Here is a 12,074-nt window from a genome sequence, read left to right as displayed (position 1 = left end):
CAGCCCGTATCTATGGTCGCGACCGCTTCGAGACTCGTTGGCATTGGTGCCCTCGCTCTCTCCTCTCGAGCTCCTTCGCTCGGGCCGGCCGTGACCCGCTCACGGGGTCACGGCCGAGAGGGGATCGTCACTTGGGGATCCAGGCCTGCCACTTGGCGGTGTTGGCCTCGACCCACTTCTTGGCGGCTTGCTCAGCGCTCAGGCCGTTGTTGGTGATGTCGTCGGCGACGGCGTTCTGGTCCTCGTTGGTCCAGTTGAAGTTCTTGACCAGCTCGTAGGCCTTGCCGCCGGTGTCGGCGAACTTCTTGCTCACGATCTTGTCGAGGTCCAGCTCGGCGTAGTCGCAGGCGACCTTCTTCGGGTCCGTGTCACAGCCCGCGGTGTAGTCGGGCAGCTTGACCCTGGCCAGCTTGACCTTGTTGAAGAACCAGTGCGGCGTCCAGAAGTAGAACAGCAGCGCCTTCTGCTGCTCCTGGGCCTGCGTGGCCGACTTGAGCAGGGCCGCCTCGCTGCCGCCCGTGACCACCTTGTAGTTGAGCTTGAGGTTCTTGACCAGGGCCGCGTCGTTGGTGACGTAGCTGGGGTCGCCGTCGAGCAGCTGGCCCTTGTCACCGGACTCGGAGGTCTTGAACATGTCGGCGTACTTGTTCAGGTTCTTCCAGTCGGTGATGTCCGGGTACTTGTCGGCCATCCACTGCGGCACGTACCAGCCGATGATGCCCTTGTTGCCCGTCGAGCCCGCGGAGACGGCGACCTTCTTCTCGTCGATGTACTTCTTCTTGAGGTCGTCGTGGCCCCAGTTCTCGATGACGACGTCGACGGTGCCGGACTCGAAGCCCTCCCAGGAGACCTGCTCCTTCAGCTCGGGCATCTCCACGTTGTAGTGGAGCTCGTTCTTCAGCAGGTAGGCCACCACGTTGGCACTGGCCGAGTACCCCACCCAGGGGTTGATCGCGATCTTGACCGTTCCCGCGCTCGAGGCGCTCCCTGCATCGGCCTTGGGAGCCGCGGTGGTGGGGTTGTTGTCCACCTTGGCCCCGCCACACCCGGCGGCCGCCATACCCAGCACGAGAAAGCCTGCGACCAGGCGAAATTTCATGTGAGTTTCCTTTTTTGGGGGGAGGGACGCCTGTCGGCGCCCTGCGTGATGCGGTCGAGCATGATTCCCAGCAGGACCGTCGCGATGCCCGCGGCGAAGCCCATCCCGAAGTCCGGTCGCTGGGAGAAGCCCTGGATGACGTCGTATCCCAGGGCCCCCGCGCCCAGCATGCCGCCCACCACGACCATGGCCAGGGTCATGATGATGCCCTGGTTGGCAGCCAGCAGGATCGCCTTGCGGGCGAGCGGCAACTGGACCTTCCACAGCAGTTGGCGGGGCGTGGACCCGGCCGACGAGGCGGCCTCGACCACGCTGACGGGCACCGCCCGGATCCCCTCCTCGACCAGGCGGACCACCGGCGGCACGGCGTAGATCACCGAGGCCAGGATCGCGGTGAACCTGCTCGGGCCGAACAGCGCCAGGGCGGGCAGCAGGTAGACGAACGACGGCACCGTCTGGGCGGCGTCGAGTATCGGCCGTTGGACGGCCGAGAAGCGGGAGGAACGCGCGGCCGCCACGCCGAGCAGCAGGCCGATGACCATGGTGGCCAGCACCGCGACGGTCACGGTGGTGAGCGTCTGCATGGAGTGCTCCCAGGTGCCGAGCAACGCCATGGCGAGCAGGCAGCCCAGGGCCGTCAACGCCGGCCGTACGCCGCTCACCCGCCAGGCGAGGAGCAGCACCGCGGCGGCGACCAGCCACCACGGGGCGGAGGTGAGCAGCCCTTCCAGCGGGTTGAGCAGCACGTAGGTCGTCGTGTCCTTGATGAAGGAGGTGACGTCGAACCAGTGGAACTCGACCCAGTGGACCGCCTCGTTGACCGGGGCGACGAAGTTGACGCTCCAGTCCTCCGGCCACTCGCCGGGCAGCACCGGGATGAGCGCGATTCCGGCCACCGCCAGGACGCCCGCGCCGATCAGGCGGGCACGGCCTCCGCCGGCGTGCGGATCGCGCTTGGCCGGCGCCATCATCATGCGGTCGAGCACGATGGCCAGCACGACGATCGCGATGCCCGCCGGGAGCATGATCCCGACCTGGGCCTCGGACAGGCCCTTGATGATGGGGCTGCCCAGCCCTGGCGCGGCGATCAGGTTGGCGATGACCACCATCGACAGCGCCATCATGATGGTCTGGTTGATCGCCAGCGCCATCGTGGACCTGGCCAGCGGCAGGTGGACCTTGAAGAGCGTCTGACGGCGGGTCGCGCCGAGCGAGGAGGAGGCCTCGACCGCGGTGGGGGAGACCTGCTCGATCGCCAGCGCGGTGATGCGGATCGCCGGCGGGATCGAGTAGATCATCGTGGTGATCGCCCCCGCGGGCGGTCCGATGGAGAAGAACAGCACGAGCGGCGCCAGATAGGCGAACGTCGGCATGATCTGCATGACGTCCAGCACCGGCGTGATCAGCCTGCGCGCCCGCGGCGACAGTCCCGCCCAGACGCCCAGCGGGATGCCGATGGCCAGCGACAGCAGCACCGCCGCCGCGATCAGCGCGAGCGTGTCGACGCTCGCGTCCCACAGCCCGAGCACGCCGAACGAGGCCACGCCCGCCACCGCGAGCAGCCCGATCCGCCAGCCGCCCGCCAGCACGCCGAGCGCGCCCATCACGCCGATGAGCCCCGGCCAGCCGAGCGCGTACAGCGCGGCCTGGAACAGGTCGAAGACCCCGCCCACCAGCAGCCGGATGTAGTTGAGGAAGTACAGGAAGACCGGGCTGGAGTTCCGGTTGTCGTCGATCCACTCGCGCAGGTCGGTGATGGCCTGGAACTGCGGCGCGTCGTCGTCGTGCGGGAGCGTTCCCGAGCCGCGGAAGACCACGTAGGTCACCACGAAGAGCGCGGCGATCCCCGCGGGAACCACCCACCTGGGGACCTTGACCCTGGAGGCGGGCGAGACGGCTGTCGTGCTCATGCGTGTACGGCTTCCGCCACGTCCTGACCGGAGAGGAAGGAGAGCATGTCCACCCGGTCCACGACTCCGACCAGGCGGTCACCGTCGGTGACGCGGATCGGACGGGAGGACTGCGAGGTGGCGCCGATGGCGTCCTTGATGACCGTGGTCACGGGGAGGGCGGGGCCGTCGAGCGGCTCGTCGGGCTCGGGGTCGCGGCAGATCCAGCGCAGCGTGAGCACGTGGCTGCGGGGGACGTCGCGCACGAAGTCGGCCACGTAGTCGTCGGCGGGCGCGCCCACCAGCTCCTCCGGCGTACCGAGCTGGACGATCGAGCCCGCCCGCATGATCGCGATGCGTTCGCCCAGCTTGAGGGCCTCTGACAGGTCGTGGGTGATGAAGACCATGGTCTTGCCGACCTCGCGGTGCAGGCGGATCACCTCGGCCTGCATGTCGCGGCGGATCAGCGGGTCGAGCGCGCTGAACGGCTCGTCGAAGAGCATCACCTGGGGGTCGACGGCCAGCGCCCGCGCCAGGCCCACACGCTGCTGCATGCCGCCGGACAGCTGGTCGGGGTAGGAGTCGGCGTAGCCGTCCAGCCCCACCAGGGAGAGGATCTCGCGGGCCCTGGCGTGCCTGGCGGGCTTGGGCGTGCCCTGGATCTCCAGGCCGTAGGCCACGTTGTCGACGACGCGGCGGTGCGGCAACAGGCCGAAGTGCTGGAAGACCATGCTGACCTGGTGGCGGCGCAGTTCGCGTAACCGGGCGGGGGAGGCGCGGACGACGTCCTCGTCGCCGATCTTGATCTCGCCGGCGCTCGGCTCGATGAGCCGGGTGAGGCAGCGGACCAGCGTGGACTTACCGCTTCCCGACAGCCCCATGACGACGAAGACCTCGCCGGGCTCGACCTCGAAGCTCACGTCCCTGACGGCCGCGGTGCAACCGGTCTTCTCTCTCAGCGCGGCGGGTTCCAGGTACCTGTCATCGCAGTCCAGCACCTTTTCCGCCTTGGGGCCGAAGATCTTCCAGAGCCCCTCGACGGTGATGGCCGCACTGCCGGGAGAAACCCCCACCCTCGCCTCCTCGATTTGACGGGGCTCAACCTATGTCCTGGTAAAGGCAAATCTCAACGTCGTGACCCTCGTGAGACCCGGGCGCCTCTTCGGTGTTACAGGCTTGGAACGGGCCAATCGCCCATAAGCGGACAAGTGCGGATTTTATGGGTTAATCCTCTCCATAAGATCACGATAAATGGAGCTCCAGGTTCTCTACTCCAGAGTCACACCACTCGACTTTTGTCGCGTTATGTTCGATTGGCCGTCCTGCATGGGATGTGTTCCAATTACCCGCACTTGCTGGATTTTCCCAAGGGCCCCATGAAGGGGTTGCATATACGCCGATTCGGGCGAGAGGTTGCGTTCGGTGAGTACACAGTTGGGTGAGAGGCAGGCCGAGGAAGGAACCTGGCGCCTGCGTAACTGGCGTGTGCGGGCACGGCTCGTCGCGCTCATTCTCGTCCCCACCGCCGCGGCCGTGCTGCTCGGCGGCATCCAGGTGTTCGCCTCGACCGGCGCGGCCGCCGACTACGCCCGCACCAACCGCCTGGCGCAGCTGTCCGCCCAGGTCGGCAACCTCACCCACCTGCTGTCGGGTGAGCGAGCCAGGGCCTCCCTCTACATCGCGCGGCGCAGGCCGGCCAGCGAGCTGCCCGTCGTCCGCGAGCAGATGCAGAACGTGGACGGCGCCATCAAGCAGGTCCGCTCCACCACCACGCAGCTGCTGGCCGAGGTGACGGGGCGCACCGGCGACCAGCTCGAGACCATGCTGAGCCGGCTCGACGACCTGAGCGGACTGCGCCAGCAGGCACTCGACGCCGACCTGCTCGCACCGGCCGCCGTCGACCTGTACACCACTGTCATCGAAGACCTGCTGTCGGTGCACAACGAGCTGATCAAGGGCAGCCAGGACGACGAGCTGTTCCGCCAGACCCGCATGCTCGACGCGCTGGCCAGGGCCAAGGAGAGCGTCTCCTACCAGCAGGCCATGGTCACCACCGTGCTCGTGGCGGGCTCCTTCGACCAGGACCAGCTCAAGCGCTTCCTGGGCGAGCTGTCGCGCGAGAGCAACGAGCGCAGGAGCTTCGCCTCCGAGGCCACCGCCGACGAGCGGCGCGTCTTCGACGAGACCGTCAACGGCAGATCCGCCGACCGGATGCTGTTCCTGCGCGAGCTGATACTCAACCGGGCCACCAACAACCAGCCGCTGCGTGGGCTCGACCTGACGCCCAGGCACGGCAACGACGCCAAGGAGTGGTTCGAGGCCACCGACACGGTCGTCGACTCGATGCGCAACGTCGAGCAGCGCCAGGCCTCCGGCATCGTGGCCAGAAGCGAGCAGCTCAGCTCCGACGAGCAGCGCCGCGCCTACATCGTGGCCGGCGCCGTGCTCGCCCTGCTGGTCGCGGTGCTGCTGATCACCACCGGCGTCGCCAGGTCGCTGGTGCGGCCGCTGCGCCGGCTGCGCAGCGAGGCGCTGGAGATCGCCGGCCGCCGGCTGCCCGAGTTCGTCCAGCACTTGCGCGAGTCGCGCGACGGCGCCGTCAACGCCGAGGTGCCGCCCATCGGCATCTTCTCCAGGGACGAGGTCGGTGAGGTCGCGCGGGCCTTCGACGAGGTGCACCGCGAAGCCGTACGGCTGGCGGGCGACGAGGCGCGTCTGCGCTCGAACGTCAACGCGATGTTCGTCAACCTCTCACGCAGGTCGCAGACCCTGGTCGAGCGGCAACTGACGCTGATCGAGCGCCTGGAGCGCGGCGAGCGCGACGACGCCCGCCTCGGCGACCTGTTCAAGCTCGACCACCTGGCCACCCGCATGCGCCGCAACAGCGAGAACCTGCTGGTTCTCGCTGGTCAGGAAGCCGCGCGCAAGTGGAGCGAGCCCGTCGAGCTGATGGACATCGTGCGGGCCTCCCTGGGCGAGGTGGAGAGCTACGACCGGGTCAGCATCCAGATCCAGTCGGAGGCCTCCATCGCCGGCCAGGCCGTCAGCGACGCCGTGCACCTGCTGGCCGAGCTGGTCGAGAACGCGGTCTCCTTCTCCTCCCGCGACACCAAGGTCGTCATCTCGAGCAGCCGCATCGACGGCGGCGGGCTGATGGTCTCGGTCACCGACAACGGCATCGGCATGACGCCGGAGGAGCTGTCGCAGGCCAACTGGCGTCTGGCCAACCCACCCGTGGTCGACGTGTCCGTGTCGCGGCGGATGGGCCTGTTCGTGGTCGGCCGGCTGGCGCTGCGGCACAACATCCGGGTCCAGCTGCGCCGGCAGGACATCGGCGGGCTGACCGCCATGGTGCTGATCCCCGAGGTGCTGCTCACCCCGGTCGCGGCCGCCCCCGTGGCAGGGCCTCCGCCCGTGACGTTCCCGCAGGTGCCCGCGCAGGTCTCCTACAGCCACCACCCCTCGCTCGACAGCTTTGACCTGCCGCACGATCCCGCGCAGCCGATGCCGTCGATGCCGTCGATGCCCTCGATGCCGTCATCGCCGCCGTCGTCGTGGTTCACCTCGCCGCACACCAACAGCCACTCGATCGAGATGCCGCCGCCGGCGGGGATGCCGGCCTCGCCGCAGGCGTTCGGCGGCTCGGACCTGCCGCAGCGGTCGGCACCGACGCCGCCCCCGGCCGCGCCGCCCGTCTCGCCGCCGCCGGCCCAGAGCGGGGACGAGTTCCTGCCCATCTACGCCTCGGTCGAGTCCTCCAGCTGGTTCACCAAGGCGACCCCCGCCACCGAGGAGCGCCACGACACCTGGTCCTCGCCCGCGGACAACGGCTGGCAGGCCGCCCAGGCCGCCAACGAGCCCACCCGCGGTGGCCTGACCAACTCGGGGCTGCCCAAGCGGACGCCGCGGGCCAACCTCGTGCCCGGCGCCGCCGCACCCGCACCACCACCCCCACCTCCCGAGCCGATCTCTCCCGACAGACTGCGTAGCCGGCTCTCCAGCTACCAACAGGGCGTAAGGAAGGGCCGCGCCGAGCTAGAGGAGGACCAATGAAGGATCTGAGCCAAGCCGCCAGGGATGTGAACTGGCTGGTCAGCGGCTTCGTCGAGGAGGTACCCGGGGTCGCGCACGCCGTGGTCGTCTCGGCGGACGGGCTCCCCATGGCCTTCTCCCGCGGATTCCCCAAGGACCGCGCCGACCAGCTGGCGGCCATCGCGGCCGGGCTGATCAGCCTCACCCAGGGCGCCGCCCGGGTCTTCGAGGGCGGCGTGGTCACCCAGACTCTCGTCGAGATGGACCGCGGGTTGCTGCTGGTGATGTCCATCAGCGACGGCTCGTGCCTGGCGGTTCTGGCCGCCCCCGACTGTGACATGGGCCTGGTGGCCTACCAGATGACGATTCTTGTTGAGCGTGCTGGGCAGGTGCTGACGCCCGCCGTACGAGCGGAGCTCTCAGCAGCGCGCCCCTGGTGATGGGAGTGGACGACCGTGGCATCGTGGCATGACGGCGAGCCGGAGGCGGAGCGCAGCTCACTGGTGCGCATGTACGCCGTCACCGGCGGACGCACCGCCCCCCGAAGCGGGCTCGCCATGGAGGCGTTGGTCTCCTCGGCGACGTCGGCCCAGCTCGGCATGAACTACACCCGCGAGTACCGGGCGATCAGCGAGCTGTGTCGCCAGGTCAGGTCGGTGGCGGAGGTCTCGGCGCTGCTGAACATCCCGCTCGGCGTCGCGCGCGTGCTCGTGGCGGACATGGAGGCGGAAGGGCTGGTCCGCGTGTACCAGCCGCAACTCGAGGCGGGCCTGCCCGACAGGAGCCTGCTCGAAAGGGTGCTCAGTGGACTTCGCAGGCTCTAGCGGGCTGACCTCCACGAAGATCGTCGTCGCGGGCGGGTTCGGGGTCGGCAAGACCACCTTCGTCGGCGCGGTCTCGGAGATCATGCCGCTGACCACGGAGGCCGTCATGACCGAGGCCTCCAGCGGCGTGGACGACCTGGCCCACACGCCCGGCAAGACGACCACCACGGTCGCCATGGACTTCGGCCGTGTCTCGCTCGACCGCGACCTGATCCTCTACCTCTTCGGCACGCCCGGCCAGCACCGCTTCTGGTTCATGTGGGACGACCTGGTGCGCGGCGCCATCGGAGCGGTCGTCCTCGCCGACACCCGCCGCCTGGCCGACAGCTTCCCCGCCATCGACTACTTCGAGGAGGCCCGCCTCCCGTTCATCGTGGCGCTCAACGGCTGGGAGGGCCACTTCCCGCACCAGGAGAACGAGGTCAGGGACGCCCTCACCCTCTCGCCCCACGTCCCGATCGTCCGCACGGACGCCCGCTCCCGCGACGCCGTCAAGTCGGCCCTCATCACCCTCGTCGAACACGCTCTCACGGTCCGCACGGCCTACTGACGACATCTCCCGGTACGGCCCAAAGGCGTTCGCTCCGCTCACACGTTCTTCCGAGGCCCGCCCGAAACCCACCTGGACCCCCACCCGCCGGACGCCCACCCCGAGCCGCGGTGTTCGCTACGCTCACGCGCCTTTTGAGAGTTGGCGCCCACGCCAACCCCGCAGGCGTCGCCCGGCCTGCCGTGGTGAGCACGACGACCTGCGAACGGCCTAGGCCATGGGCGCCTGCACGGCAGCCGCATCGCGAAGCTTCCCGCGCGGCGGCACGGACCAGGTTGATCACGAAGCCGGCGACGTTCATCTCAGGATTGTCCGGAGGTCTGACGTCATGATCGTCCGGCGATTCATGTCCAGATCGTCCGGGCCGCCAAACGTATAAAAGATCTTGAGAGTGGTCGGAATACGCGCTATCGATATATCGTTGACGTATCACGACAGCATCGAGCTGTCGGCAGACGAACGTATCGAAGGGAGCGCAGTCATGCGTTACGCACAGGAGATTCACGGTCATCGGCACTTCCCCGGCAAGCGGGGACACCACTTCCGTGGGCCCGAGGGGGCTCGGCGGTGGTTCGGTGGCGAGGAGGGCGACTGGGAGGCCGCTCGCCAGGTTCGTGAGGCCGGGGCGCGGTTGCTGGACGCCTACGTCCAGGCCAGCCGTACCGGCAGCGCGGAGCGGCGCGAGAAGGCCAAGGCCATCGCCGACGAGGCTCGCAGGAGCCTGTACCGGCTGCTCGCAGAAGAGCAGTGACCGAGACAAGGCGCCGTCCCGGTGAGGGGCGGCGCCTTTCGCGTGCTCGGGGTCAACGGGTGCGCTCCTCGATGATGCGGCGCTCGACCTCGTCCCAGCCGATCGGCCGGCCGTCGGCCTGGGTGTTCCAGAAGGTGAAGGTGGACTCCTTCATGACGGCGCGCTTGCGGCGCATCGTCGAGCGGTGGGGCTCAGCGGCGGCGTAGGCCTGGATGGCCGCCTTGTCGTGCCACACCGAGACCGTCCAGAACGTCCGGGAGAGCAGGTCCGCCTTGAGCGCCAGGCCGTAGGCGCCGGGGGAGCGGCGCGCCTGCTGCCACACCTTCATGGAGGCCAGGAAGAACCCGGGCACCTGGAGCAGCGAGCGGACCTCGAGTCTGGAGGCCATGGCCACGACCTCGGCGCCGGGCTCGGGGGTGTTGGGCTGGGTCCACGGGAGAGCTGGCATGTCGGGCTTCCTTTCTCAAATCTTGTCGATGGCAAGATTGCCTCATGCGCCTGAACTTGTCAATGGCAAGATATGGTGGCGGGTATGGCGAACTACCATCACGGCAACCTGCGGCGAGTGATCATGGACGCCGCCGTCGAGGCGATAACCGAGTCCGGCATCGCGAGCTGGAGCCTGCGCGAGCTGGCCAGGCGCGCCGGGGTCTCCCACGCGGCGCCCGCGCACCACTTCGGGGACAAGGCGGGCCTGCTGACGGCGGTGGCCGCGGAGGGCTTCGCGCTGTTCGCGGACGCGCTGGCGGCGGCCGGGGACGACCTGCTGGACACGGGCGTGGCCTACGTGCGCTTCGCGGTCGAGCACCGGGCGCACTTCGAGGTCATGTACAGCCCGGACCTCTACCGGGTCGACGACCCCGAGGTGACCGCCGCGCGTGACAGGGCCACGGAGGAGCTCGCCCGCGGGGTCAGGACCATCACGGCCGACCCGAGTCGTGAAGGTCACTTCGGGATCGCCGCGTGGTCCATCGCGCACGGCTTCGCGACGCTCTGGCTGAACGGGGTCCTGCCCCCGGAGCTCGGTGACGACGTCGAGGAAGCCGCCAGGCCTGTGCTGCGGATGCTGGTGCAGAAGGTCACCGACTGAAGCGGCCGGAAGGACGCAGCAGGCCGGTCTCGTAGGCCGCGATGACCGCCTGGACCCGGTCGCGGAGCCCGAGCTTGGTCAGCACGTTGCTGACGTGGGTCTTCACCGTGTGGTCGCTGACCACCAGCCGCGCCGCGATCTCGGCGTTGGACAGCCCGTGTCCGAGCAGCGTCAGCACCTCCCGCTCGCGCTCCGTCAGCACGTCCAGCGACCCTGGCAGGACCGCGGCGCGCCCCGCGGCCCTGACGGAGTCGATCAGGCGCCGCGTGACGGCCGGCGCGAGCAGCGCCTCGCCTGCCACGGCGACGCGTACGGCGTGCACCAGGTCGTCCGCCCGCACGTCCTTCAGCAGGAACCCGCTGGCCCCCGCCTCGAGGGCGTCGTAGACGTAGTCGTCCTGGTCGAACGTGGTGAGCATGATGACCTTGGTGTCCGTCTCGGCGCACACGATCCTGGCGGCCTCGATCCCGTCCAGCCCGGGCATGCGGATGTCGAGCAGCGCCACGTCGGGCGCCAGCCGCCGGACCGCCTCCACGGCCTGCAGCCCGTCGCCCGCCTCGGCCACCACCGACAGGTCCGGCTGGGAGTCGAGTATCAGCGCGAACCCGCTCCTGACCAGCTCCTGGTCGTCCGCCACGACGACGCTGACCGTCATAGCGGCAACCTCGCCTCGACCTGGAACCCGCCGGGACCGCCGCCGTAGGTGACGGTCCCGCCGCAGGCCGCGGCCCGCTCCCGCATGCCGACCAGCCCGTGTCCCGCACCGTGGCCGCCCGGGCCCCGGCCGTCGTCGGAGATCGTGATCATCAGTTCGCCGTCCTTCCAGTCGAGCCTGACCTCGCCCGTGGTGGCGCGGGCGTGTTTGACCATGTTGGTGAGCGCCTCCTGGACGATCCGGTACGCGGCCAGCTCGGCGTCCGCGGGGAGCGTGGCGGCGGTGCCGGTGACGGCCAGCCGTACCTGGGGACCGGTGGCGGAGACGCGCGCCACCAGGTCGGGGACGCCGGTGAGGGTGGGCTGCGGCTCGCGGCCCATCTCACCGTCCTTGAGCAGGTCGAGCATGCGGCGCAGCTGCGCCTGCGCGTCGCGGCCCGCCTCGCTGATGGCCCTGAAGGCCTGGATCGCCCGCTCGGGCGAGCCGCGGACGGCGAACGGGCCCGCCTCCGCCTGCACGATCATGATGCTGATCGCGTGGGCCAGGATGTCGTGCATGTCGCGGGCGATCCTGGCCCGCTCGCGTTCGGCGGCCCGCTCGGCCATCAAGGCAGCGTTCTCCCGGTGCTTGACCACCGCCCTGCCCATCGCGTAGGCCGCCACCGCGGTGAGCGTGCTGCGCACGAACGTCGAGGGCGAGACCGTGACCGCCGGCGCCAGGCTGATCCCCACCGCGAGCAGCCGCTTCCAGCGCGGCGACAGCTCGGCCACCGTGAAGAGCCCGGCCAGCCAGCCGTAGGGCACGGGCTGCGGCGGGACGTCCGGATCCCTCAGCGAGTACGCGACGGAGGCGGCGGCCACCACGACGAACACCGCCAAGGGATAGCGGCGGCGCAGCAGCAGCGGCACCGAGCCGACCAGGACCGGCCAGTACTCGGCCAGCGTCCACGGCTCAGGCCCCGACATCCGCCGCGCGTACAGGAACGGCACCGACAGCCCGATGAGCACACCCAGCGTGATGGCCAGGTCGACCGCGGCAGGGGGAAGCGCGCGCAGCCTCTGGAGCAATCCGGACACAAGCGCCAAGTATCCCCCGCGCGGGGGAGCATCCAGATCGCCCACACCGGCGATGCCCATTGCGGCCGAAATTTCGAGACTTATCCCAGCAAATGCGGCACGCACTAC

Annotated in this window: 12 protein-coding genes; 6 read left to right on the top strand and 6 right to left on the bottom strand. The window is 69.4% G+C overall.

What is annotated here, in order from left to right:
• Window positions 1–127: 127 nt before the first annotated feature.
• Genes KIK09_RS47885 through KIK09_RS47875 form a run of 3 tightly spaced genes read right to left on the bottom strand, consistent with a single transcriptional unit; the run spans window position 128 to window position 4,061 of the window.
• Window positions 128–1,099 (bottom strand): ABC transporter substrate-binding protein, encoded by a 972-nt coding sequence (locus KIK09_RS47885; RefSeq protein ID WP_214326235.1) that lies wholly within the window; start codon window positions 1,097–1,099, stop codon window positions 128–130.
• Window positions 1,096–3,009 (bottom strand): ABC transporter permease, encoded by a 1,914-nt coding sequence (locus tag KIK09_RS47880; protein ID WP_214326234.1) that lies wholly within the window; start codon window positions 3,007–3,009, stop codon window positions 1,096–1,098. The genes KIK09_RS47885 and KIK09_RS47880 overlap by 4 nt, the downstream gene beginning before the upstream one ends.
• Window positions 3,006–4,061: a quaternary amine ABC transporter ATP-binding protein gene (locus tag KIK09_RS47875; protein WP_308164736.1), complete on the bottom strand. Its 1,056-nt coding sequence runs from the start codon at window positions 4,059–4,061 to the stop codon at window positions 3,006–3,008. The genes KIK09_RS47880 and KIK09_RS47875 overlap by 4 nt, the downstream gene beginning before the upstream one ends.
• Before the next feature lie 349 nt (window positions 4,062–4,410).
• Here KIK09_RS47875 and KIK09_RS47870 point away from each other — a divergent pair, with 349 nt between their 5' ends.
• The 5 genes from KIK09_RS47870 to KIK09_RS47850 all read left to right on the top strand — a co-directional run bounded on the left by KIK09_RS47870 (window position 4,411) and on the right by KIK09_RS47850 (window position 9,145).
• On the top strand, window positions 4,411–7,041 hold the full coding sequence (locus KIK09_RS47870) for a sensor histidine kinase (RefSeq protein ID WP_214326233.1): 2,631 nt from the start codon (window positions 4,411–4,413) through the stop codon (window positions 7,039–7,041).
• A complete protein-coding gene (locus KIK09_RS47865) occupies window positions 7,038–7,460 on the top strand; it encodes a roadblock/LC7 domain-containing protein (RefSeq protein WP_214326232.1) in 423 nt (140 codons plus the stop codon). The genes KIK09_RS47870 and KIK09_RS47865 overlap by 4 nt, the downstream gene beginning before the upstream one ends.
• Before the next feature lie 69 nt (window positions 7,461–7,529).
• Window positions 7,530–7,844, top strand: a complete 315-nt coding sequence (locus KIK09_RS47860; RefSeq protein WP_250574984.1) for a DUF742 domain-containing protein — start codon at window positions 7,530–7,532, stop codon at window positions 7,842–7,844.
• 4 nt (window positions 7,845–7,848) lie between these two features.
• Window positions 7,849–8,394 carry a GTP-binding protein gene (locus tag KIK09_RS47855; protein WP_214326295.1) on the top strand — a complete coding sequence of 182 codons (546 nt, stop codon included), beginning with the start codon at window positions 7,849–7,851 and terminating at the stop codon, window positions 8,392–8,394.
• A gap of 481 nt (window positions 8,395–8,875) precedes the next feature.
• Window positions 8,876–9,145: a hypothetical protein gene (locus KIK09_RS47850; protein ID WP_214326230.1), complete on the top strand. Its 270-nt coding sequence runs from the start codon at window positions 8,876–8,878 to the stop codon at window positions 9,143–9,145.
• A gap of 52 nt (window positions 9,146–9,197) precedes the next feature.
• Here KIK09_RS47850 and KIK09_RS47845 read toward each other — a convergent pair whose 3' ends face one another.
• Entirely contained in the window at window positions 9,198–9,593 is a 396-nt protein-coding gene (locus KIK09_RS47845; RefSeq protein ID WP_214326229.1) for a hypothetical protein, read from the bottom strand.
• Window positions 9,594–9,677: 84 nt separating this feature from the next.
• On the opposite strand from KIK09_RS47845, the gene KIK09_RS47840 reads away from it, so the two are divergent.
• Window positions 9,678–10,235, top strand: coding sequence for a TetR/AcrR family transcriptional regulator (locus KIK09_RS47840; protein ID WP_214326228.1), 558 nt, complete (start codon window positions 9,678–9,680; stop codon window positions 10,233–10,235).
• On the opposite strand, the gene KIK09_RS47835 is transcribed toward KIK09_RS47840, so the two are convergent.
• Complete coding sequence (locus KIK09_RS47835; protein WP_214326227.1) at window positions 10,225–10,890, bottom strand: response regulator; 666 nt, start codon at window positions 10,888–10,890, stop codon at window positions 10,225–10,227. The genes KIK09_RS47840 and KIK09_RS47835 overlap by 11 nt on opposite strands.
• Entirely contained in the window at window positions 10,887–11,966 is a 1,080-nt protein-coding gene (locus KIK09_RS47830) for a sensor histidine kinase (RefSeq protein WP_308164734.1), read from the bottom strand. Before KIK09_RS47830 ends, KIK09_RS47835 begins: the two co-directional genes overlap by 4 nt.
• Between the last annotated feature and the right edge of the window lie 108 nt (window positions 11,967–12,074).

Source organism: Nonomuraea sediminis (genome assembly GCF_018531495.1).
Lineage (GTDB): Bacteria > Actinomycetota > Actinomycetes > Streptosporangiales > Streptosporangiaceae > Nonomuraea > Nonomuraea sediminis.
This window is presented reverse-complemented; position numbering and strand designations above follow the sequence as displayed.